The sequence below is a fragment of the Cohnella candidum genome, from assembly GCF_003713065.1.
Taxonomy (GTDB): domain Bacteria; phylum Bacillota; class Bacilli; order Paenibacillales; family Paenibacillaceae; genus Cohnella; species Cohnella candidum.
The window spans coordinates 2,308,789-2,333,630 of record NZ_CP033433.1; the positions used below are offsets into that span (position 1 = coordinate 2,308,789).

Here is a 24,842-nt window from a genome sequence, read left to right on the forward strand (position 1 = left end):
GATTGGGAGGGAATGCCGTTATTGTGCCTGGTTGACTCGGCCACTTAACACGGAAGCCGCAGCACGCTTCCAACCGGCATACAGCCGTTCCCTTTCGGCGGCTTCCATTGCGGGTTCATACAAACGGCCGGATTGCGCGAAACTTTGGATCTCCTCGATCGAGCTCCAATAGCCGACGCCAAGTCCCGCCAAATAGACCGATCCCATTGCCGATAACTCGTCAACCTCCGATTTCGACACGGGAAGATTCAGCATGTCGGCCTGGAACTGCATCAGCAGCGGATTGCCGGACGCTCCGCCGTCCGCGTGCAGCTTCTTTAAGGGGATTCCCGTCTCCCTCTCCATCATGTCCGCAGCGTCGCGTACCTGGTACGCGATGCTCTCGACCGCGGCGCGGACGATGTGGGCTTTGCCCGTGGAACGGTTCATGCCCATAACCGCCGCTCTCGCGTAAGGGTCCCAGTACGGGGCTCCCAATCCGACGAAGGCAGGCACGAGGTAGACGCCTTCATTATCCGGCGTCTGCCTTAACATGGCATCCAGTTCCTCAAACGAACTGAACAGCCCCAGATTGTCCCGCACCCATTTGATGCTGTCGCCGGAGCTGCGGATGACGGCTTCCAGAGCGTACGTCACCTTGCCGCTTCTTCCCCAAGCGACGGCGGTCACCAGACCGTTGTCCGATGCGGCGGGTTTCTCTCCGGTATTCATGAGCACCGATGTTCCCGTGCCGTAAGTCGCTTTCGCCATGCCGGGCTCCAGACACAGCTGCCCGAACAAGGCAGCCTGGGAATCCCCGATGATACCCGAAATCGGGACTCGATCCGGGAACAGATCCGGATCTTCCGTAAACCCGAAGCCTTCGTCGGACGAGCGGACTTCGGGAAGAAGGCTGGCCGGAACCCCGAACAGCCGGCACATGCCTTCGTCCCACCGCAAGGCATGAATGTTGAACAGCGAAGTTCGGCTGGCGTTCGTGTAATCGGTCGCGTGCACCCGGCCGCCCGTCAGTTTCCAGATCAGCCAGCTGTCGACCGTGCCGGCGAGCAGGTTCCCCTTTTCTAAAACGTGCCGGGCTTCCGGCACTTTCTCCAGCATCCAGCCCCATTTGGCCGCTGAGAAATAGGGGTCGAGCCTCAAACCCGTCCGCTCCCTCACCGCCGGTTCATGGCCGGCAGCCCGGTGTTCCGCGCACCGGTCGGCGGTTCGCTGGCATTGCCACACGATCGCATTGCAGACGGGTTTGCCAGTGGTGCGGTCCCATAACACAGCGGTTTCCCGCTGGTTCGTGATCGAGACGGCGGCCAGATCGGCAGGCGATAGACCCGCCGCCTCCAGCGCTTCCTTGGCCGTCCTTTTCACGTTCTCGTAAATCTCGAGAGGGTCGTGTTCCACCCAGCCCGGCTTCGGGTAGATCTGCCGGTGATCCGCGCTTCGTTTGGCCAGGATCCTTCCGTCTTGGCCCGCTACGAGCGCCTTCGTTCCCGCCGTGCTCTGGTCGATCGCCAGAATATACTTGGCCATGGTCCTCCGTCCTATCTCCCGATCAAGTCGAGCGCGATATTCCGGATGTTGGCGGCGGAAATCCCGTAATGCTCGAAGACTTCCGAGGTTTTGCCGGCAATGGCCGGTTCGTCCGGGATGCCGAGGATCCGCATCGGCACGGGCTTGTGCTGAACCACCACTTCCGCGACCGCGGCGCCCAGTCCTCCGTGAATGCTGTGTTCTTCCACCGTAATGATATGTCCGGTTTCCTCGGCTGCTTTGAGGATCGCTTCTTCATCCAGCGGCTTGATCGTGTGCATATTGAGGACACGGCAGGAAACGCCCACTTCCTTCAGCGCGGCTTCCGCGTCGAGCGCGACCCGTACGGTTTCGCCTGCGGCGATGATCGTCAGGTCGCTGCCTTCCCGCATCGTAACCGCTTTGCCGATGACAAACTCGTAATCTTCGGACTCATAAGAGTCCTCGACAGGGTTCCGACCAATGCGGATGTACACGCCGCCCTCATGCTCAACGAGCGCTTCCGTCATCTTTTTCGTTTCATGCCGGTCGGCCGGCAAAATAACGGCGAGTCCCGGAATGGCGCGGGCGACCGCGATATCCTGTACGGAATGGTGGGACATGCCGAGCGCGCCGTAGCTGACGCCGCCGCTGATGCCGACCAGCTTGACGTTGGTCGCCGAATAAGCGACGTCCACCTTGATTTGCTCGATGCTCCGCATGCTGAGGAAGCAGGCCGGCGACGTGACGAACGGTTTCTTGCCGCTGTGCGCAAGCCCGGCCGAAATGCCGACGATATTCTGCTCGGCGATGCCGACTTCCACGAACTGATCCGGATACGCATTGGCGAACGTCGCCATGGCGGCGGACCCTCTGGAGTCGCTGGCCAGTACCATGATGTCTCGGTCTTCCTTCGCGAGCTCCAAGAGCGTATCGCAAATGACTTGCCGGTTCGGAATCGAATTCGCCATGATTAACGCACCTGCCCTTCCTGCTGATAACGCTCCAGTTCCGCCGACAGTTCCGCAAGCGCGTGCTGCAGCTGCTCATCGTTCGGCACATGATGGTGCCAGTGCGGAACATTTTCGGCGAAAGATACGCCTTTGCCTTTGACGGTATTGGCCATGACGAGCGTCGGCTTGCCCGGAACGGTCGGCACCGCTTCGAACGCATTCACCAGCGCATCCATGTCGTTGCCGTCGATCGAGACGACGTTCCAACCGAACGCGGCCCATTTCTCTTCGAGCGGCTCCAGCCCCATGACATCTTCCGTAGAGCCGCTGATCTGCAGCCGGTTGCGGTCAATAATGCCGACCAAATTGTCCAGCTTATAATGCGCTCCCGCCATCGCGGCTTCCCAGACCGAACCTTCGGCTTGCTCTCCGTCGCCCATGAGGCAGAATACGCGATAGCTTTTGTTGTCCCGCTTCGCCGCCAGCGCCATGCCGACGGAGATCGCCAGGCCGTGTCCGAGCGCGCCCGTGTTCATTTCGATGCCCGGCACCTTGTTGTTGGGATGACCGATCAGGCGCGTGCCGAACTGGCTGAACGTCTTCAATTCTTCTTTCGGAATAAATCCCCGGTCGGCGAGAATGCACCAGAGAGATTCCACCGAGTGGCCTTTGCTGGCCATAAAACGGTCTCGTTCTTCCCATTTGGGACGCGCCGGATCGATTTTCATGACTCGATAATAAAGTGCCGTTAAAATATCGGTATTGCTGAGCGAACCGCCGGTATGGCCGGTCTTGGCGCCGTGAATCATTGTGAGCAAATCCATTCGGATTTGGGCGGCTTTGGCTTTCAACGCGCTCGTTTCCATATCCAGTCCTCCTTCCGCCTTACAGGCCTGCACCGCGCAGCCAGGCTTGGATTTCTTTTTCGGTCGGATCGACCGGATCGGGAGTCAGCCCCGGAATGTATTGGCAAGCTTCGTATAAGGCCGGGATCGCGTTCGCATGAATGCCGACGGAATGATGGACATAAGGACCTTTGACCAATTTTTCTTCCCACAGCGGCCAGTCGTTCACTTCGACCCATACATACGAGCCGCGAGTGTAAGGACCTTGGATGCCGCGCGCCTTGCCGAGGAACAGCTGATATTCGCCGTGGTCTCCGTCAAAGCGGGCCAGCGTCATGTTCCCGCCTTTGATTTCACCCTCATGCGTACCCGGGGAGTGGTCGTCGAACAGAAAATGTTTACGGAGCTTCGGCTTGTCTTCTACGGACAGCGAAACCGGGAAATTGCCGCAATGGAACAGCAGCTCTCCGTTCGCGTTTTCCGGATGGCGAACCGTCAGGTCCGCGAAAAAGGTCGGATGCTGGTTCATCGTCGCTGCTTGCACCATGACCGAGGTAATCGCGCCGTGAATGTCCGTTTCGCAGGTGACCGGAATCTGCTCGTCGGTCAGGATGGCGTTCGCTAAGCAAGGCATGATGCCCATCGCATCCTGCAACGAGGACCAGCATTGAATCGCGATCGCTGTGCTGCCCGTGCTGACGGCATATTGCTTCATCGCGACTTTCAATGCGGCGATCCGTCTGACGTCGGCTTCGGTCACTTCGGACCAATCCAGCTTCGCCTTGATGTAGTCGATCGCTTCCGCCAGCTCGGAGCTGTTGCCTTTCTCGATCCGCTGGGAAGCGCGTTGGATATCCACCAGCGTGATGGGATGGATCTCGATGCCGAAGCGCTCAAGAAGCTCCCCTTCATTGCACATCATCGTCCAGAAAGAAGCCGGGCGAGGACCGATTTGCAGAATGCGGAGGCTGCGGAACTGGCGGACGACGTTGGCTGCCGCGACGAAGTTCGTGAAACCTCGTTCGAAAACGGGGTCGTTCACCCTGCTGTTCGTGACATAGGTGAAAGGAACGTTGAAGCGACGCAGCACTTTACCGGTCGCGAAAAGTCCGCATTGCGTATCGCGAAGGCGCATCCCGTCTTCGAGCGGCGCTTCGTCCCTCGGGCCCCACAGCAATACCGGCTTGCCCAGCGCTTTGCCTACCCGGGCGACCGTATCTTCCGTTCCGAAATTACAATGCGGGAAAAATACGGCGTCCACGTTCTCCTGGCGGAACCGCTCGGCGATCAAATCGGCGTTAATGTGGTCGTCGTACAGCAGACCTTCCTGGTTCAGTCCTTCCAGGTCGACGATGTCGATGTCGAGGCCGAAGCTTTCGATTTTTTCCTTGATCAGCACTTTGTAACGGAAAGCATCTTCCGCACTGAAAACGAAACGGCGTGTCGGCGCGTAGCCTAACTTCAATTTTTTCATCCGTAGCCCTCTCCCTTTGAACTAAACTTAACTTAACAGTAATAAACGTTTAATTGCCACAAGCCAAATTTAACACCAAAATTGAACTTGGTCAACGATATTTAGTTCAATTTAGTATCATGTTTATTTATTTTTTATGTGAATTTAGTAAACAATATCATGAATCGCTTGCTTCTAAACCGTGTTAACTGTAAACTAAACTTACTAAACTTCTCGGATCGAGGGATTCCACATTGAAATTGGACGACATCGCCAGGCTGGCGGGGGTTTCCAAAGCGGCCGTTTCCTTGGCGCTCAACGGCAAACCCGGCATCGGACCCGAAACCCGGGAACGAATCCTCCAAATCGCCAATGAGCACGGCTACCAACCCAAAACGAAAACCGCCCCGCGCGATCAGCAGGCCGGTTCGATCACCTTTCTCGTATTCGCGAATTCCGGAATCGTATTGGAGCAGTATTATCAGCAGCCCTTCTTCCGTGAACTGATTCATTTCATCGAGGAACGCTGCAGAGCCCACGGCTATTCGCTGCTTTTCAGTTCCGTAGACATGCTGAACGTTCAAGAGGGAATTCGAAAAGTCACGGATGAAAAACGCAGCGACGGCGTCATTTTGCTCGGAACCAATTTGAACAAAGAGCTCCTGGAGCAAGTCACGGATAGCATGAGCACCCCATTCGTCGTTTTGGACACCTGTTTCGAAACGCTCCCGATCCCGTTCATTCAAATCAACAACGTGATGGGCGGGTACCAGGCGGGAAAACATTTGTGCGGACTCGGCCACCGCGACATCGGCTACATCGCTTCGGACATCCGGATCCGCAACTTTGACGACCGCCGCGTGGGATTCATGCAGGCACTTCGGGAAACCAGAGTGGAGTTGGACGAAGAAAAAGTGTTTTCGGTCGCCCCCACCATCCTGTCCTCGCAGGACGAATTGAAAAAACAGCTGTCCGCCTACTTGGATAAGGGGCTTGCCCTGCCGGCTGCCTTGTTCTGCGAATGCGATTATATCGCCATCAGCGCGATCAAATCGTTAACCGAGCTCGGATTCCGGGTGCCGAACGACGTCTCCGTCGTCGGCTTCGACAACATCTCCGAAGCGATGATCGTCTCGCCCGAGCTCACGACCGTCCACGTGGAAAAAGAACGCATGGCGCATCTGGCCGTGGACCTTCTTATAGAATCTATCGTATCGGGCGCCGCCGTGACGTCCAAGATCATGGTGGATACGCAGTTTATCGAGAGAATGTCGTCACGGGCACCGGCCCCGGCTACGGCAACGAGTTTGGCGAATGGTTGAACGTAAATCAAATATCAAAAAACGGAGCACCCATTCCATTATCGGAATGGGTGCTCCGTGCAAATTAAGGGTTCGTATAGCTCGTGTCGCCCACGGACACGACTTTGAATTTCCCGTCTTCCCACTCCAGCTTGGTTACGCTGGCGTTCGGAAGGCCGCCTTGCTTGGCCGGATTCCAGCTTTTCGGATCTAGAGTCAGCGCGAAATTCAAGATCGTAACGCCATGTGAAACGACGAGAATATTGCCGCCTTTTTCTTTGTTCGCATTCGCGATGTCATTCAATGCAGCTTGCGTCCGGGCATATAATTCTGCATTCGTCTCTCCACCGACTGCCTTAAAAGACTCGGGATTCGTCCACAGATCCGGATGCTCTTTCATTATCTTCTGCCCGTGCTCGCCTTCCCATGACCCGAAGTTGATTTCACGAAGCCTTTTGTCCGTCTGCACGGGGATGTTTCGCCCTTTCAGAATCAAATCGGCGGTATCCGTCGCCCGTTCGCTTGTACTGCTATAGACGGCGGTAAAGGGAATGTTTTTCAGGCCTTGACCGAGCTTTTCCGCAACCTGGATTCCTCTGTCCGTCAGCGGGGAATCGGAGAAGCCTTGCATGCGGTCGTTCACGTTAAACAGAGTTTCGCCGTGCCGAACCAAATAGATCGTCAACTTTTGCTTACCCTTCTCGACGTAGCCGGTGTCGCCGCGTGCTCTTCGTTCCTCGAAAAAAGCTCCTTTACCTTGCGTCCTTGTGGAGTATCTTTTATGGCAAGGGAAGCCAATTTAACATCAGGATGCTTCAATAAAAACTGTTCAAGCTCCGTCTTCTGCCGAAGAAATGAATCCAGCTCCGATCTGTCCATGCGTTCTCTCCCCTCCACGAAAAAGACCCCGCCTTTCACGTGAAGGACGGGATCTTGTCTGCGGTCAGGCCATCTTTTGTTCAGCCAGCCATTCCATCAAGGATACTTCCTTGCCCTCCACCATGACCGGTTTCCCGTCATAGTCGAGGCGGCAATCGTCGTTCAGGGCGTAGATCCAGGAAAAATGCCCATGATACGTGTACGGTTCCCCATGCTCATTCGTAAACAGACCATGAAGATCGACGACTTGTTCGAAGTAGGAGAAATGCACGTTACCCGCTCCGGCCCTCATCAAGCGTTCATAGGTAGGCACGACCGTTTCTTCCGGCTTGACGATGGTATCGTCCTTGGAATGAGTAAACCAAATCGGCAAATGTTTAATTGCCTCGATATCTTCGTCGCGAATGACTTCATCGTAAAGCGCTTCGCATACCGGATAAGCCGCCGCGAAGAAATGCGGATAATCCAGCAACATCCGCATGGTCATGAAACCGCCGTTGGAGCAGCCGCCGATATAGATCCGGCTCATGTCGATTGACGTATCATTGTTGGCGATAAACTCATCGATCAGCGCTTTTAATGCTTTTACGTACTTGGACTTCCCCGTTCTTCCGTATTGGCCGCTGCCGTCGTCCAGCCAGAAGGTCTTGGCCTGCGGAACCAATACGAAAGCTCCGCCGAACTTGGCCTGAATGTCGTCGCCTGCCAAATTCACGACCTTGTTGCCCGTATAGGCAATCGCCGGATCGGTCCCGCCTTCCCCGCCTCCGTGCAGCCAGATGATCAGCGGCCGCTTTCCGTTTCCGGTTTGGGGCACGAAGTAACCGTAATTCAGCGGTTCCTCCGCGTAAGAAGAGATCCCTTGCAAAAACTTCTCCGCCTGCTTTGTCGAATTCCCCGCACACAGGTCGAATACGAAACCCGACAGATTCTCCCCTTCCGACGGAATATCCGCAACTTGCGTAATTCGGTAATGGCTGATGATATATTCGTTCATCATTCCAATAGGCGCAATGGAAGCGGATAAGGGGACATCCGGACCGTACTTCATTTCGAGAGTCACGAATTCGCCTTCTTCTTGCCGTTCCCCATCGATACTGGAAGGATAAGCATCGGTGATCGCGCCATTCCCTTTGCTAGGCTCCTTATGCTCCAAGTCCGTCCAACTCCTTGGCAGCATCAGGATTTCTCCCTTTTTATCCTTCCGTTCCACATAGACATGAAAGCATGCCGGCTTAACCGATTCCGCCTTCACGTTCGCGCCCATCGGAAGCACCAGCTTCGTAATAAACGGACCGTAATCCGTTATCTCCGTCATCGTGTAGTAGATTTTCCCCATTCTTCAACCCTCCGATTGCGTACTATTCCACCTTCGTGAGTCTTACGGCCATGAATGGCTTTCCGGGCAATTCGATGCGGAACGATCCTTCATACGTCCCGGGAAGCCGATCGATCGTCATGTTCCAGGTATCGATGACTTCCACCCCGTACTTCGTTCCCGGCTTGCGGCTAAAATTCCGGAACCGCGGCTGGTTGAAGCCGAAATAGTACAAATAGTATTCGTCCTTCACGCCGGCGCACGGTGCGTCCCAATCGGACGGCAGCGGATTCAGCACGCCTCCCGGGCTTTCTTCGGTAATGCGGCGGAGAAAGGCGATTCGGTCCGGGCTCGTTCCCGTCAGCTTTCCGCCTTTGGACCACCAGAGGACTTCCTCCGGATTCAGGTAGGTTTCCCCATGCCCGACGTAACCGCCGCGAACCGCGCCTTCCCAGAAGCGCCGCGTCATTTCTTCACCGGTAATGTTGCCCCAGCCCTGGTCGATATCCCCTTCGTACGCGCATTCGTCGATCACGATCGGCTTTTTCCACTTCTCCCGCCATTCGGTCGTCGCTTCGGACGTTTTGTAAACGTCGACCCGCTGAATGCTGCAATGCGTGACCCATGGCTTGCTGAAATCGTAGAAGGCGAAACAGTTATGATTGGAAATGAGATGACGGGCGGGATCGTTCTCCGTCACGATCTCGGCGAAGCGTTCCCAATCGGCCGATTCCTTGTTCCACAACAAATCATACTCGTTAGCGAGCGACCACCATACGTTGCGGTATGCGGACAACCTGGCCGTGATATAGCGAAGGTAGCGATCGTCTGCCGCCGGGCTCATTTCCGAATAACCCCAACGGTCGTAGGCGTGGAACAGGATGAGATCCGCTTCGATGCCGAGCTTGCCCAGATCGGCGATCCGGTTCTCCAGGTGACGGAAATAGACGGGGTTTAACCGGGTGAAGTCCCACCCTTGCTCCAAGGAGCCCTCGAAGGGGTAATGGACCGGTTCATTCTGGTTGAACAAATAAGACTTCGGAAACACGCACATTCGCATTTTATTGAAAGGAGAAGCTTTCAACGTTTCCAGCGTCTGCTCTTCCAGTTCCTCCCCCTGGTGCGTCCAAGCATAACACGTAGTGCCGACCGGGATATAGGACGTGCCGTCTTCGTAAGCAAAATGATACGTATCTTTAACGCGAACGGGGCCGTGATTGCCGCGGGAAGGCGGAAGCACCCGGAAAGCCCCTTCGATGCCGCTCAGCGAACGGGCGTTGCTTACCGTTCGAAATGACCACGAGCCCTGTACGTCCGGCATGAAGCGTATGCGGTATACGCCATCGCCGTCGTAAAATCCGGCCATGCGGACGGTTTTGCTGCCAGACCTGAACTCGGCGGCAAGGGATACGTCCGTATAAGGGTTGCCATGACTCGGACCTTTCAACTCGATTTCGTATATCCCCCATTGCTCGGCCTCGTTAGGCGATCGTAAACTTGCGGATGCCAACGGAACGCTGGACGGTTCGTAATCGGCGGACGGCAAGATCTCCGGTTCCGGCTGCGTATCATCGTAATGGGACGTTACGCCGGCCAACTCCGCGATCGTTTCGGCGACCCAGTTCGGCTGCCCCAATTCTTCTTGGTGAAAGGCATAGGCCTTTTCCAAGGTCAAGCTCTTCATGAGCGACTGAATATGCGGCGGAACGGATTGCAAACTCGGCAACCGCCGGATCAGGATTTCGCGTGCCGCTTCGTTTTTCAAAATGTAGCCGAGGCGGGTTTTCTCGGTCAATGCCATTGAATGATTCTCCTTCCCAATTTCGCCTAAATCAGACGTTCACTCGTTTCAGCAAACCTTCGAGCTCTTCCTCGCTGAGGGCTCCCCCGCTGAAGCCTACCAAACCGCGGAGCGGCATGTATTTCATCATGGCCTGCATCATTTCCGCGCCTTCTCCGTCGTAATCGGCGGCCATCGCCCCGAACGGGGTTTTGCGGATCCATTCCATGACGGCGGCTGCCGCTTCCGGATGGACCATCAAATCGCCGACCGTGCTGTTCCGGTGATAAACGGGTTTAACGGCAACCGTCGACTCGACGGAAATCAGACTCGAGAGTACGATATCCCGAGACGAACGGCCGACGAGGATTTCGAAATCTCCCGTCTCCACGCGCCAGTCTTTCAAGGAGACATCATAGAAGGCGAATGAACGTTTATCCAGCGTGAAGGAGACCGATTTCTTCTCGCCCGGCTGCAGCTCGACTTTGGCGAATCCTTTAAGTTCCTTGAGCGGACGGATGACGGAGCTTTGCACGTCTCTTACGTATAATTGGACGATCTCCTTGCCGGCACGATTCCCTGCGTTACGGACGTCAACGGTTATCTCCACTTCTTGATCGTCCCGGATCGCGTTACCGCCGATGACCAGATTCGAATAATCGAAGGTCGTATAGCTGAGCCCGAATCCGAACGGGAACAACGGCTCGATGGCCTTCGCGTCATAATAGCGGTACCCGACGAACAGCCCTTCCTTGTACTCGACCCGGTCTCCTTCTCCCGGGAAGTTCAAGTACGAAGGATTATGCTCCAGGCGTTTCGGAAACGTTTCCGCCAATTTCCCGCTCGGGTTGGCGTCGCCGAACAGCAGATCCGCGATCGCCCCGCCCAGCGCTTGACCTCCCAGATAAGCTTCCAGCAGCCCTTTGACGCTGCCGATCCACGGCATTTCTACGGGAGCGCCGTTGCTCAGAACGACGACGACGTTCGGCTGCGTCTCCGCGACGGTTCGGATCAACTCGATCTGGTTTGCCGGAAGGCTCAGATGCGTCCGGTCGAATCCTTCGGACTCGTAATGGTCCGGCAAGCCGGCGAAGACGACCGCGACGTCGGCGGCCGCGGCCGCTTTCTTCGCGTCTGCTGCAAGAGCTTCATCCGACACGTCAGACTTCAGATCGTATCCTTGGGAGTAAGTGACCTGAGCGCCCGCCCCCGCGGACTTCGCGATCTCATCGCGGATATCCTCAAGCCTGGTCGGCTTGATATGGGAGCTTCCGCCTCCCTGGTAGCGAGGTTTCACCGCGAATTCTCCGATTACGGCGATTTTCCCGCCTTTGCGAAGCGGTAGAATGCCGTCATCGTTCTTCAGCAGCACCATGCTTTCGCGAGCGACTTCCCGGGCCAACGCATGATGCGCTTCGGCATCGTACGTTGCTCCTTCTTTTTTGCGGTCGACGGCCATGAATACGATTTTGAGCAGCCGTTCGACCGCGCGGTCCAATTTATCCTCGAGCAGCTTGCCGCTGCGCACCGCCTCGACGATTTTACGGTCGCCCGCGCCTCCGCTCGAGGGCATTTCCAATTCCAATCCCGCCGCAAGTCCTTCCGCCCGCTCGTTGACGGCCCCCCAGTCGGAAACGACGAAGCCCTCATGGCCCCATTCGTCTTTCAGGATATCGGTCAGCAAATATCGGTTCTCGGATGCATAAGTGCCGTTCACCTTGTTATAGGAGCACATGACGGTCCAAGGCTGGGCTTCTTTCACCGCGTGCTCGAAGCTGGCCAAATAGATTTCGCGCAGCGTACGTTCGTCGACCACGGAATCGCCCGTCATCCGGCGGTGTTCCTGGTTATTCGCGGCGAAATGTTTCAGCGAGCTGCCGACTCCTTGGCTTTGGACGCCTTCGATGTGGCCGGCGGCCATGCGGGAACTTAAATACGGATCCTCGGAAAAGTACTCGAAGTTGCGGCCGCAGAGCGGCGAACGCTTGATATTGGCGCCCGGCCCAAGCAGTACCGCGACGTCTTCCGCCTGGCATTCTTCGCCCAGCGCGACGCCGACCTTCCGGATCAGATCGCGATCCCATGAGCTCGCCAGACCGGCTGCCGAAGGAAAACAGGTTGCCGGGACGCTGTCGAACAATCCCAGGTGGTCGGCGGACGCATTTTGCTTCCGAAGCCCATGAGGCCCGTCAGTCAGCATGATCGACGGAATGCCGAGCCGTCCCACCCCTTTCGTATGCCAGAAGTCAAGACCTGAGCACAGACCCGCTTTCTCTTCCAACGTCATCTGCGCGATCAGACTTTTCAAATCCCTTGCCATGGCGCACCTCCCGAGTCTTAACCGTTGTCCATAAAAAACCCTTCCCCGAAACAGGGTTTCGAAGAAGGGTATCTTCACTCGCCGATTACGGAGCCGATTACTGAACGTTGTTGGCTTTCGCCCACGCATCCAACTGCTTTTGCTTTTCCGCGATGATTTTATCCAGACCCGCAGCTTTCAGTTTGCTGACGAACTCATCCAGCTTGGACGGATCGATCGTGCCCGATTCCAGCCCGGCCTTGTACTGGTTGTTGACGTTGGCGACGGCCGCGACTTCGGTTTTGACCGGCGCGGAATCGAACGAGAAGCCGAGCGCTTTGGAGAAGGTAGAGCTTTTGTTGAATGCCTTCATTTGTTCCCAGATGTCCGGATCCGTGCCTTGCCACACTTTCGCCAAAGCGTTGTTGCCCACTTCCCATTGGTTGAAGACGTAGTTGCTTCCGCCTTCCGGCGCTTTGATCTGGCCGTTGCCGGCATCCACGTAATGCTTGCCTTCCACGCCGTTCGCGAGCAGGTTGACGATGTCTTTGTCGGTATAGATAAGGTTCAGCAATTGAGCCGCACGGTCCGGGTCCTGCGAGTTCTTCGCGATCGAAATCATGAATCCCGTTCCGGAATCGGAGGTGGAAATCGGCGGCACCAAGGATGCGGCTACCATTTCGCGTCCGTTAACCGTCGTTTCCTGAGCCGCGAATCCCGGCTTCATGTTGGACAGGTAGCTGAAGCCTTTGCCTGCTTTGATCAGACTGTTGTTGCCTTCTTGCGTCGTGGCCGCATCCGGCATGATATAGCCGGCTTGGTACCATTTGCGGGCCAATTGCAGAGCGTCTTTGTAGATTTGGGTTTCATAGAGATCCACGACTTTCAGGTCCTGGTTATTGATCAATAGAACACCCGGCGTATCTCCCAATGCATCGATGTAACCGCGGACGAATTCGGAGGCTACCGTCAAGGTCTGTGAACGCTGAACCAGCGGATAGACACCCGGTTCGTTTTCTTTGATCTTCTGGAAAATCGGCTCCAGATCCGCATACGTTTTCACGTTGTCGAACGTCAGATTGTATTTATCCATCAAGTCTTTGCGGGCAGCGATGCCTTGATCGGCCGCCGTATCCCGGACGCTCGGCACGCCGTACATTTTGCCGCCGATTTTCGTCGAGTTGAAGATCGCCGGTTCCATCGTGTCCTTAATGGTCGGCGCGTATTTGGCGATCAATTCGTCAAGCGGCAGCAACTGTCCTTTGGCTACTTGGGAACTGTAATTGAAGAACGAGGAAGTCACGAGCAAGTCGAGTGGCTGGTTGCCGGCCAGCAGCAGATTGACCTGCTGCGTCCAGGCGCCGGGATCGATCGGCATCAGCTTAACCGTCGCGTTGATTTTGGCTTTCGTGATTTTGCTGATCTCTTCCTGAACCAAACCGGCTTCCTTCATATTGCCGATTCCGAGGAACGCGAGCGTAAGCTCCTCTTCTTTGCCGTTGGACGAAGATCCGGACGAGCTCGAAGCGGGGCTGCCGCTCGAAGACGGTTCGGAAGAGCTGCCGGAATCCTTGGAGCCGCCGCCGCAAGCGGAAAGCATCAAGGACAGGATAAGCAAGACGGAGAGCAGAAGAAGAGCTTTCGACTTTCTTTGCATGAGTTTTCCCCCTAGTTATTGTTCTGCGTGCAATCTATACCAACCGGTCATGAAGGCCGGAATTGGCCGAATCGGAATCACTTTACTTAACCGCCCCGATGGTGAGGCCTTTGACGAAGTATTTCTGGAAGAACGGGTAGATCAGGATGAGCGGCAGGATTCCGACGACGGCCATGGCCATGCGGACCGCATTCGTCGGCAGGTTGACCGACATATTCTGGCCTCCCATGTTGCTCTGCTGCAGGAATTGGATGTTCACCAGCATCCGGTTGAGCAGGTTCTGAATGCTGAACAACCGCGGTTCCGTGATGTAAATCAACCCGTTAAACCAATCGTTCCAGTAGTTGATCGTAAGCATCAAGCCGATCGTCGCCAGAATGGGAAGAGAGAGCGGCAGCACCATTCGGTAAAAAATCTTGAATTCCGAGGCACCGTCGATATAGGCCGATTCGATAATCTGGACCGGAATGGAGTTGGCGAAGAACGTCCGAATCAGCAGGATGAAGAATCCGTTCGTAAGCAGACCCGGGATGATCAAAGCCATCAGCGTGTCCTTCATGTGGAACACTTCCGTGTAGATCAGGTAAGTCGGCACCAATCCGCCGTTGAACAAGAGCGTGAAAAACACGAGGAAACTGAGGATGCCGCGCATCGGCAAGTCCCGACGGGACAACGGATAGGCCAGCAAAGCGCTGATCAGCAATCCGGCGAAGGTGCCCACGACCGTAATCAGGATGGTGATGCCGTATGAATTGAACATCGCGGCCTTTTGCGCCCAGAGATACGTATAGGCTTCCAAGCTGAATTCGCTGGGCCAGAAGGAATAACCGTTGTTCACGATCGACGATTCGGACGAGAACGATGACATGATAAGCAGCACGAAAGGTATCAAGCACAAGGCGGCGAGCAAGATGAAAATCGCATGCACGACGACCTGGTTCATATCGTTGGTTTTCATTGGCGTTCCCCTCTTTCGGTTTAGAACAAGGCGTTCTCCTTGTTGCCTCGGCTGACGATGTAGTTGGAGAGAAGCACGAGGATGAATCCGACCAGCGACTGGTAGAGACCGGCTGCGGAAGACATTCCGATGTCCCCGAGCGTCATCAATCCGCGGTATACGTAAGTGTCGATGACGTCCGTCACCGGCTGAAGCGGACCGGAGTTCAGCGGCACTTGGTAGAACAAGCCGAAGTCGGAATAAAAAATGCGGCCGATCGCGAGCAAAGTCATAATGGTGATCGTAGGCGCGATAAGCGGGATCGTAATGCTGCGGATTTGATGCCATTTGCTGGCGCCGTCGATCGTGGCCGCTTCGTAGTATTCGTTGTCGATCCCGATGATCGCGGCCAAGAAGATGACGCATAGATAACCGGTAGCCTTCCACAGCTGCACGATCGTGAGGATGTAAGGCCAATACCTTGGCTCGAAGTACCAAGAGATCGGTTTCATTCCGAACATGGGAAGCAAGTTCAAATTCAGGAACCCGCTTTCCGCACTCAGCATGGACAGCACGAGATAGCCGACGATGACCATCGAAATCAGGAAAGGAAGCAGAATCACGCTCTGGTAGAAGCGGGCGGCGAACTTGTTTCTGACTTCGTTCAGCAGGATCGCGACGGAGATGGCGAATACCGTATTGAGGATGATGAAGGATCCGTTGTAAAGAATCGTGTTCCGGGTAATGACGACGGCATCCTGCGTCTTGAACAGATACTCGAAGTTTTTGAAGCCGATCCAGTCGCTTCCGAGAATTCCTTTGGCATAGTTGATGTCCTTGAAGGCGATGATCACGCCGAACATCGGCAAGTAGTTGTTCATGATGAGGTAGGCGAGGCCCGGAATCATCATGATAAACAAGGCCCGATAACGCTTGAGCTTCTTGAACTTCGCGGCCCATCCTGTTTGTGCCAATGCTGTCCCCTTCTTTCTTGCCTTTCGTTTATGTTTTCATTCTAATACGCACAAGGACGAGCCGCTTACCAATAAAACGACTTCCGACTTTCGAAATTCCGACTTCCTAGGGACCGAAAAAGGAAAGACCGCCAAAGGAACGGATACGGTTCCCTGACGGTCCTTTTCCTCGTTATCGTTGTTGCGCGCGCTTGCGATAATCCACCGGGTTCATGCCCGTCGCTTTCTTGAAGATGGTCGAGAAATACGACAAATTGGAATAGCCCGAAGCAACCGCGACATCGCTCACGGACTGCCCGGTACCCGCGAGGAGTTCCTTCGCGTAATCGATTCTCCTCTGCTGCAAGTAGTCCGACAGCGACATTCCCGTCTCCTTTTTGAAGATGCGCGTCAGGTAGTCCGGATTCAGGAAGACATGGCTTGCGATATCTTCCCGGGACAATTCCTGCTGGCCGATTTGCTCCGCGATGAATCGCTTGGCTTTGTCGACGACGGACAAGTTTTCTTCGATGGAATGTATGTGGTTAATCGCGACTCCGATCACGTAACGAGTCCATTCTTGCAGGGACGGAACCGAACGGAGCGCGGTTTCCGGCTTGTCGGTCAGCAGGTTTTGGGCGAAAACCTGATTGGCGTGCAATCCTTTGGATTGTAAAACGGAAAAGACCATTTGCAGGAAATCCTGATAAAACGAATGGACGGTTTGCGCGTCGATCCCGCTGCCCGTTTCCTTCCAGGCTTCCAAGTACCGCGAGACCTTCTCGGTCAGCTTGTCCCGGGCGCCTTGCTTCATCCATTCGCCCCATTCCGACCAAGGAGCCGGTTCGGCCGAGCATTCCGCTTTGCGCTTATCGCTCAGGATGATCGTTCGGTTCACTTGCGTAACGTTGTTTTCGTCCATTTCCTGCAACCGCCGCAGCATTTCAGCCATTTCGTGGAGCGGCGTCATGCGGCCGACGTAACAGCTGAGATCGCAAAATAAATACTGATTGCAATTCCGGATGAACGCGTCGCCGTTCGCCCGGATGACCGCGTCTTCGTCCGGTTTATCCAAAGGCACGACGGTCAGCAATGCCCCATCCCCGACCGGGATCACCGCGGTTCCCGGAACCGGCTCCATGACTTCCTCCAGGACGTTGCGGAGAGCGTACTCCATGATCCTTCGGTCCCGTTCGGACAACTCCTTATGCCAACGCTGGACGCGGATATACATGGGCAGGAACCGGACGTCTTCGGAATAGGACAACCCTGCCGCGCGATGATGCTCCTGGACCGCAAGCGGGTTAGACGGGATTTTCTTGCGGATCAGATCCTGCCAGAAACGTTCGGCCACGACCGGACGATGGGATTCCCATAGTTTCCGGTAATGATGGTGGGTTTCCTCGAAGGAACGCAGCTCCTTGTCTTTTTTCATTTTGCCGAGAGCCTTTCCGATCACGGTTTCCAATTCCGAATAATCGACCGGTTTAAGCAAATAATCGAAACTGTCCAGCTGTATGGCTTGCTTCGCGAACGAGAAATCGGAATGGCAGGTCAAGAAAATCGTTTCCGTTTCCGGGTAATGCTCCTTGACCCACCTGGCTAATTCCAACCCGGAACCCAGCGGCATCTCGATGTCGCAAACCATCAAGTCGACGGGCTGGTCTTGAAAGATTTCCTGAGCCTGCTTCATGCTGTGTGCCGTATGGACGGCTTCGATATCCAGATGGCTCCAATTCACCCCGGCCTGCAGGCCTCTCACCGCATGGATCTCATCATCCACGATCAAAGCATGGTACATCGCGAATCACCCTGCTTTCCTGTCCATCGGTATTTCGATCCTTACGACCGCGCCCAAGCCGTTCTCGTTATAGAAATCAATGGTCGCTCTTTCCTGATACAGCAGCCGGAGCCGCCTTCTCGCGTTCCAAATTCCGATTTGCTCGCCGTTCTCGCTCCCCGCTTGTTCCAGGTCCAGCGCGAGCCGGTCGAGCACTTCGTCGGGAAATCCCGGGCCGGTGTCCTTGACGTGAATCACCAGCCGAGGATTTCCCGCGGCGTCCTCCGTTTGGGATACTTCGACGGCGATTTGGATCGGCTCGTCCATGTTCACGGCGTATTTAATGGTATTCTCCACCATCGTTTGCACGATGAGCGGCGGCACTTCCTGTTCGAGCAAATTTACCGGCTTATCGACGCGGTATTGGAACACCTCGGGAAAACGAAGCTGCTGAATCCGCAAATAGTTCGAGGTATGCGAAAGCTCGTCGCCGAGCGGTACGAAATAAGAATTGCTGCGGAACATGAACCGGAAATAAGAAACAAGACACTTCGCCATCTCTTGGATGAGCGAAAAATCTTTCACTGTGGCGAGATTATAAATGATATTGAGCGAGTTCAGGAAAAAGTGCGGATTGATTTGCAGCTGCAGATGCTTCAATTCCGCCCGCTGATGGTTCAGCTTTTCCTCGTACACGTTGATTTTCAGGTCATGGATTTCCGCGATCATCCGATTGAACGTCTCGTTCACGATCTGGAATTCGGTGGACTTCGGCTTCTGATCGAGCCGCGAATCCCAGTTGCCGTCCCGAAGCTTGCGCATCGCGACGACGATCCGTTTGATCGGGTTCAGGAAGATCCTCCTCATCATGAATACGAAAAGAAAAAGGAACATCACCGCCGCGAAGGAGATAATCGACGATATGCGCTGAAGATACGGAAGCTTCTGCAGAATCTCTTTTTCGGGCACGAGCGCTACGAGATTGAAATTGCCCCGTTGGGACTTCTCTCCCATGATCAGGTAAGTGTCTTTGCCTTTTCCGCTGATGGCATAGGACTCATCCGGGAATTTCAAGTCGATGCCTTTATCCTTGATTAATGCGTCGTGGCTGATCGGCTTATTGTCGTCCGTCGTAATGACGGCTGCGCCGGATTCCCCCAGATCGATCAGATTCAAAGGCACCATCAATTTGTCGCTGCTGATCCAAGCCCCCATGTAAACGTTGCCGGATTTCATCAAATGAAACAGATAGTCGCCTTTCGCGCCGCTCCAGACGTACCAGCGGGAATAATCGATCGTGCCCGCTTCTTTTTCCAGCATTTTCAGGATTTCGTCACGAGCGTTTTCCCGAGCCTCTAATCCGTCCGGAGAAGTCTGGCTCAGCACGAGATCGCGGTTGACCGAGGAATAGACGAAGAACGCGTCCAGCGTGGGATAGTATCCCAGATCGTCCCTCATGGTGTTGAACAGCGTCAGCTTCGCGATGTTATAGCGGTCCGCGTCGCGCGACTTGGGAAATTCCATGTCCAGGATGCTCAAGTTGCTCTCGAGGGTGTTGGTTAAATACTTGTCGACTTCTTCCAGTCTTTGATCGATCTGTCCCATATACAAGCCGAGCATGTTTTTATTGGATTGTGCCACTTGATTCCGGACCACGTCCACCGAGTAGAAATTGTTGATGACCAGCACGGTGACGAGGGGTACGAAAATGACCAAAACGGCGGCGAAAAATTTAAAGCGGAGAGAATTTACGTACGGTTGGATCCTGCGCATGGCCGCCGTTCCTCCTTCAGTATGCGTTTGAGCCTATCCCCAGTATTATATCGCTTCCGATATATGCGCGATATACGCTGAAAGAAGGGCATTGTTGCCATTGCCCTTCCTTCGCTTGACCCTCTATGAAAGCATTACCGGTTTACCGCGTATTTGTCGGTTCGGGCGTCCCGGATGACGCCGCTCCAATTCAATCCGTAAGCGAAATCGTAAGCATGGCCGGCCGAATCCACATGAACTTCCATGTCATGCGGGACGTCCTCGAACTGCTCCTCAACGGTCTTCATGTCCGCCGGCATTTGAAAGGGAAGCAGCGCCTGAGGTTCGAAAGCACCCGTCAGAATCTCGAGGATGGCTTGGTCCTGTACGCCGAAGTGCGCCACGATGGCGTCGGCCGACGGTTCGAATTCCGAGACGACTGCGGGATTCGATAAGAGAATGGAGACGATGACGGGCTTGCCGTTCATCCGCTTTTTCGTTTCCAGGACGGCATCGAGGTCGCCTTCATTCGCGACCGTTACCGTCTTGCCTTGATACGAACGGTTCAGCACGTCCCGCGGATCTCCGGCAAGGCTGGTCTCCCGGGCATGTTCCGCCGTATAGGGCCGGTATTGCAGGCTGATCGGAACGTAGCCGTTCCCGCCGGCATCCGCGTCGGCCTTGCTGTATCCTTTGGTCGAACGGGGGCTTTCGATGCAGACCAGCGCGAAATCCGCGTCCTCCGGCCGGTCGGTGACATCGAAGTATTTCCTGACGATATCGAGATTGACCGGATATTGCTCCGAAGGCGGAATGGGCATCCCCATCCAATCGCTGTCGGCCGGCAGTTTCCTTTTGGGAATATAGACCGACTTCCTCTTGGTTAACGGCAGAACCCCTTCGTTTTTGAGCATCACGATCGATTTCAATTGGGCCCGGTAGCCGGCTTCCATGAAGGCAGGAGATCCGACGATAGCGGCGGATTCTTCGGCGTTCAGGTATGGATTTTCGAACAATCCCAGCCGGAACATGTTCAGCAGCAGCCGCACGGCAGACTGTTCGAACCGCTTGCGCATGAACGCTTCTCCGTGCTCTTTGACGCCGATATAATAAGCCTCGATAACCGGACCCGCATCGTTGTTTCCGCCGAATTGGTCCACGCCCGCCATAAGCAGCTTGTAATGGCGCTCGGCGACCGTATAGCCTTCCTCCACGCCCCAGCAGCGACCGCCCGGGAAAAGCCGGGTGATGTCTTCTCCTTCGTCGGCGGTGATTCCCCAATCCGTGCAAACGACTCCGTCGTAGCCGTATTTCCCGCGAAGCAAATCGTCGATGAGATAGGCGTTATAAGAATTGCCGACGTTCTCGCCGTTCTTGGAATCTTGGTCGACGGAAATCGTGTAATAGGGCATGACGGCCGAAGCTTTGCTGGTTTTGCCGGACAGGCGGAACCCCCCTTCCGTGAAAGGGATCAAGTGCTCCTCGAAGTTGTTGCCCGGATACACCGCGTATTTGCCGTATCCGAAATGCGCATCGCGTCCGGCTTCTCCCGAGCCCCCGCCCGGCCAATGCTTCACCATCGCGTTGACGCTGGCGTACCCCCAGCCGTCCGCGATTTCAGCCTCCCCTTCCGACGTCTGGAAGCCGTCGATGTACGCTCGCGCCATATCCGCGGCAAGCCGCGGATCTTCGCCGAACGTCATGCCGAAACGGAACCAGCGCGGGTCCGTGGAAATATCCACCTGCGGGGACAACGCCGTTGCCAGCCCCAGCGCGCGGTATTCCCGCGAGGCGATCTCGCCGTATTCACGGGCGATTTCCGGATCGAACGCGGCGGCGAGCCCCATGCTTTCGGGCCACATGGAAATCGTGCCGCCGGCTCCGGCGTTGAATTCCTTGGACGTATCCGAGCCGTGGCGGGGATCCGAGCTGTTGTTGGCCGGAATGCCCAAGCCGATGCCCTCGGCGAAGGCTTGCACGTTATTGTTCCAATCCGCCGCAACCTCCGGACTCTGAACGCGCGTGATCAGAATGTGCCGAATATGGTCTTTCGTCAGGAAGTCCAGCTGTTGGTCGGACAGATCGCTTGGAGCCGCTCCGCTTTCCTCGAAATTCCGGCCTCCGGCATACGTAGCCGGGAACCATCCCATGTTGCCGGGGATCGCCTGGTGGCTGCTGTACAGCATGAGGCCGGCGATTTGCTCGATGGTCATTTTGGAAGCCAAATCCCTTGCCCGTACTCGCGGCGGCAGGCGCCAATCCTCGTACGGATCCAGCTTGCCGTCCTTGTTCAAATCCTTGAAAGCGAAACCGTCTTGTTGCAGGATGCTCACCCCCGACGTCTCGGAGTAACCCAGCAGAGGCCCGCCCTCGTTGCGTACATACCGCACGGCTGCTTTCTTGTTTGAATGCTGATCCATTCCTTTCAACCTCCACCCGTTTTTCTTCATCGACTATGCGGAACTACTCACGCAAGGACAAAAGTTCCCTGCTGATCGCGTCAAACTGGTCTTGCGTAATGCCGCCTCCCATGGGGTTATTCGCCGCAGCCGCCAACGGCAGCTTAGCCATGAATCCCAGGTCGTCGGCAAATCCCGGGGCGTGACGGTCCAGAATCCGTTTGGCGGACTCCCATTGAGCCATCTCCCCCAAACGCATGCCGGGATCGTAAACGCGATAAGAGAAGAGCGGCCGGTCATACGTAAAGGCATAACTTCCCGAACCGACCTCGATCCGGACGCCGTCCTTATCTTAACGGAAAGAGACGATCCCTTCGGCGTCCGACAAGTCGGCTTCGCAACAGAGAACCTGATCGGCCATCGCTCCGCGAAGTAGGATGAAGGCCGTGGTGTTGGCGGGAATTTCCGCGGTCAGTTCGATTTTGTCGCCGATGAATGTCCACTCCGTTTTCGCCGTTCCGTACATCGTCTCATAGGAGACGCGGGCATATTGCAGCCTGCCGCCCGTGTAATCGGGTTCTATCCGGATTTTTTTGTACCCGGGCCCTCTAGCGTCAGGCGCAAATCCGGCGATTTTACGGTACATCCAATCCCCGACGGCGCCATAGGCGTAATGGTTGAAGGAGTTCATGTCGTCGCTCCAGAAAGAACCGTCGGGCTTGATGCCGTCCCAGTGCTCCCAGATCGTGGTGGCGCCTTTGGATACCGAATAAAGCCAAGAAGGATAGGTTTGCTGAAGCAGCAGCTTAACCGCGGTTTCATGGTAGCCGTTGTCGGACAACGCAAAACATAAGAATGGGGTTCCGACGAACCCGGTCGTTAAATGGTAGTCGTTATCGACGATCATTTCGTTTAAATCCCGGGCGATCCGCTGACGGTCTTTCGGTTCGACGAGATCAAAGACTAGAGCGATTACGTGGGCGGTTTGCGTTTGGGCGGCGACCCGCCCGTTCGGCGTGATGAATTCGTCGCGGTATGCCGCAGCGATCCGTTCCGCCAGCTCTCCGTAATAAACCGCGTCTTCCTCGTGACCTAGCAAACGGGCGGCATCCCGAACGATGCGGGTCGAGAGAGCGAAATAAGCCGCGGTCACCATATGGTTCGGAGTGGCCCCCATGTAACTGCCTTCCTTCGCATCCAAAGCCAACCAGTCGCCGAAATGGAAGCCCGTGTTCCAAATATGCTCATGCTCACCTTGGTTGCGGATGAAGTCGACCCAGGCTTTCATGCTGCCGTATTGTTCGGCCAGGATCCGCTTATCGCCGTAACTGAAGTATAACGCCCAAGGAATGACCGTCGCCGCGTCGCTCCACGCCGCGGAGTTGTACCCTTGCAGAATGTTCGGGACGACGAACGGAACGCTCCCGTCCGACAGCTGATCGGCCTTCAAATCCCGAAGCCATTTGGTGAAGAAAGGCGCGCCGTTATAATTGAACAAAGCGGTCGCGGCGAATACCTGGGCATCCCCGGTCCAACCAAGGCGCTCGTCCCTTTGCGGGCAATCCGTCGGAACGTCGAGGAAATTGCCCCGCTGTCCCCAAACGATATTGCGCTGCAATTGGTTCACCCTGTCGTCTGAGCATTCGAAAACACCGGTCTTTTGCATGTCGGAGTGAATCACTTCGCCCTCAAAAGCTTCCAGGGGCAATCCATTAATCTGATCGGGGAAACCCTCTACTTTGACATAACGGAAGCCCTGAAACGTAAAATGCGGAGCGTAGGTTTCCACCCCTTCGCCTTTCGCGATATAGACGACGGTCTGTTTGGCGGTCCGAATGTTGCCTCTATAGAAATTGCCGTGCTTGTCCAGCACTTCGGCGTGCGTCAGTGTGATCTTCGTGCCTTCTGGTGCTTGAATGGACAATCGGATCCGTCCGACCATGTTTTGCCCCATGTCGAGAACGGTATCTCCCTCCGGAGTCCGAATCACGGACACCGGCTTCATGATTTCCGTAACGCGGGTCGGCACGTTTTCCTGCGCGACCAGCCGGGAATAAGAAAGATCCAGCAGTTCCGTCGAACTCCAAGAAGACTCTTCGAACGCCGCTTCGCTCCATCCTTTCCTTTCGAGGCGAGCGTCATAGGTTTCCCCGTCATAGAGTTCGGAGAACAAAACCGGTCCCGTTGCCGCTTTCCAAGATTCGTCGCTCGCGATCACCGTTTCGGAGCCATCCCTATGCCGGATGTGCATTTGTACAAGAACGGCCCTTCTGTCGCCGTAGTGGTTGGATTTGTTCTCCCAACCGAGACGCCCCTTATACCAGCCGTTTGCGACCATTGCTCCCAACGCATTCCCGCCCTCACGCAGAAGAGCCGTCACGTCGTATATCTGGTATTGAATCCTTTTGTTATAGCTGGTCCAGCCCGGGGCGAGTTCTTCGTCTCCGACCTTAGCGCCGTTCAAATAAAGTTCGTACACGCCCGCTGCCGTCGCGTAAATCCGTGCCGAAACGATATCCCCTCTGCTCAGATCGAACGATTTCCTCAGCAGGAACGCCGGCTCAGCTGTCGGATCGATCGCTTGCGATTCAGGGGAAATCCAGTGGGCTTGCCATTCTTCAGCGGACAAGAGCGCGGTTTCCCACCAGTCTATCTCGCTCCATTCCGATTCCCGGCCGAATTGATCCCAAACTTTAACCCGGTAAAAATATCGGGTGCGGGAAGACGGCTCCGGTCCTGCATACGGAATCAGTACCGATTCTTCCGATGCTACTCGCCCGCTGTCCCAAATAGACGATTCGAAATCCGCATCTCCCTCGGCCACCTGAATCCGGTAAGCCGTCTGTAGGGTGCCTTTACGATCGGACTTCAGTTTCCAACTGATCCTCGGACGTTTCACGTCCGTTCCGAGAAGCTGGGATCTGTATTCCGCCGTTAGGCCGTATGCGATTAATGAAGACATGCTTCTCGCCTCCGTATGTTGGATTGCACCTCTTCTACCATTGTACCGATCGTCCTGTAACAGCCGCTTTC

Annotated in this window: 15 protein-coding genes and 1 pseudogene; 1 reads left to right on the top strand and 15 read right to left on the bottom strand. The window is 55.5% G+C overall.

Features of this window, described 5'->3' with window-relative positions; genetic code table 11:
- Positions 1–18: 18 nt before the first annotated feature.
- The 4 genes from glpK to EAV92_RS11025 are packed head-to-tail and all read right to left on the bottom strand — an operon-like array spanning position 19 to position 4,775.
- Positions 19–1,524, bottom strand: coding sequence for a glycerol kinase GlpK (gene glpK, locus EAV92_RS11010; RefSeq protein ID WP_123041130.1), 1,506 nt, complete (start codon positions 1,522–1,524; stop codon positions 19–21).
- A gap of 11 nt (positions 1,525–1,535) precedes the next feature.
- Entirely contained in the window at positions 1,536–2,474 is a 939-nt protein-coding gene (locus EAV92_RS11015) for a transketolase family protein (protein WP_123041131.1), read from the bottom strand.
- A gap of 2 nt (positions 2,475–2,476) precedes the next feature.
- Positions 2,477–3,322 carry a transketolase gene (locus tag EAV92_RS11020; RefSeq protein WP_123041132.1) on the bottom strand — a complete coding sequence of 282 codons (846 nt, stop codon included), beginning with the start codon at positions 3,320–3,322 and terminating at the stop codon, positions 2,477–2,479.
- A gap of 19 nt (positions 3,323–3,341) precedes the next feature.
- Entirely contained in the window at positions 3,342–4,775 is a 1,434-nt protein-coding gene (locus tag EAV92_RS11025; RefSeq protein ID WP_123041133.1) for an L-fucose/L-arabinose isomerase family protein, read from the bottom strand.
- A 233-nt stretch (positions 4,776–5,008) separates the two neighbouring features.
- Here EAV92_RS11025 and EAV92_RS11030 point away from each other — a divergent pair, with 233 nt between their 5' ends.
- Positions 5,009–6,076 (top strand): LacI family DNA-binding transcriptional regulator, encoded by a 1,068-nt coding sequence (locus tag EAV92_RS11030; RefSeq protein ID WP_123041134.1) that lies wholly within the window; start codon positions 5,009–5,011, stop codon positions 6,074–6,076.
- Between the two features lie 64 nt (positions 6,077–6,140).
- Here the strand turns inward: EAV92_RS11030 and EAV92_RS11035 are convergent, their stop codons facing one another.
- The 11 genes and pseudogenes from EAV92_RS11035 to EAV92_RS11090 all read right to left on the bottom strand — a co-directional run bounded on the left by EAV92_RS11035 (position 6,141) and on the right by EAV92_RS11090 (position 24,771).
- Positions 6,141–6,740 carry a histidine phosphatase family protein gene (locus EAV92_RS11035; RefSeq protein WP_164472730.1) on the bottom strand — a complete coding sequence of 200 codons (600 nt, stop codon included), beginning with the start codon at positions 6,738–6,740 and terminating at the stop codon, positions 6,141–6,143.
- A gap of 258 nt (positions 6,741–6,998) precedes the next feature.
- Positions 6,999–8,273, bottom strand: coding sequence for a prolyl oligopeptidase family serine peptidase (locus tag EAV92_RS11040; RefSeq protein ID WP_123041136.1), 1,275 nt, complete (start codon positions 8,271–8,273; stop codon positions 6,999–7,001).
- Between the two features lie 22 nt (positions 8,274–8,295).
- Positions 8,296–10,053 carry a DUF5605 domain-containing protein gene (locus EAV92_RS11045; RefSeq protein WP_123041137.1) on the bottom strand — a complete coding sequence of 586 codons (1,758 nt, stop codon included), beginning with the start codon at positions 10,051–10,053 and terminating at the stop codon, positions 8,296–8,298.
- Between the two features lie 31 nt (positions 10,054–10,084).
- Positions 10,085–12,352 carry a beta-glucosidase gene (locus EAV92_RS11050; protein ID WP_123041138.1) on the bottom strand — a complete coding sequence of 756 codons (2,268 nt, stop codon included), beginning with the start codon at positions 12,350–12,352 and terminating at the stop codon, positions 10,085–10,087.
- Between the two features lie 97 nt (positions 12,353–12,449).
- Positions 12,450–13,988 (bottom strand): ABC transporter substrate-binding protein, encoded by a 1,539-nt coding sequence (locus EAV92_RS11055; protein ID WP_123041139.1) that lies wholly within the window; start codon positions 13,986–13,988, stop codon positions 12,450–12,452.
- Between the two features lie 82 nt (positions 13,989–14,070).
- Positions 14,071–14,946 carry a carbohydrate ABC transporter permease gene (locus tag EAV92_RS11060; protein ID WP_123041140.1) on the bottom strand — a complete coding sequence of 292 codons (876 nt, stop codon included), beginning with the start codon at positions 14,944–14,946 and terminating at the stop codon, positions 14,071–14,073.
- Between the two features lie 20 nt (positions 14,947–14,966).
- The gene (locus EAV92_RS11065) at positions 14,967–15,836 is read right to left on the bottom strand and encodes an ABC transporter permease (protein WP_123043687.1); all 870 of its coding nucleotides are present in this window, start codon (positions 15,834–15,836) and stop codon (positions 14,967–14,969) included.
- A gap of 235 nt (positions 15,837–16,071) precedes the next feature.
- Positions 16,072–17,679 carry a response regulator transcription factor gene (locus tag EAV92_RS11070; protein WP_123041141.1) on the bottom strand — a complete coding sequence of 536 codons (1,608 nt, stop codon included), beginning with the start codon at positions 17,677–17,679 and terminating at the stop codon, positions 16,072–16,074.
- A 6-nt stretch (positions 17,680–17,685) separates the two neighbouring features.
- On the bottom strand, positions 17,686–19,431 hold the full coding sequence (locus EAV92_RS11075) for a cache domain-containing sensor histidine kinase (RefSeq protein WP_123041142.1): 1,746 nt from the start codon (positions 19,429–19,431) through the stop codon (positions 17,686–17,688).
- A gap of 134 nt (positions 19,432–19,565) precedes the next feature.
- Positions 19,566–21,830, bottom strand: coding sequence for a glycoside hydrolase family 3 protein (locus tag EAV92_RS11080; RefSeq protein WP_206424303.1), 2,265 nt, complete (start codon positions 21,828–21,830; stop codon positions 19,566–19,568).
- A 43-nt stretch (positions 21,831–21,873) separates the two neighbouring features.
- Positions 21,874–24,771, bottom strand: a pseudogene (locus EAV92_RS11090) (family 78 glycoside hydrolase catalytic domain).
- Positions 24,772–24,842 lie beyond the last annotated feature (71 nt).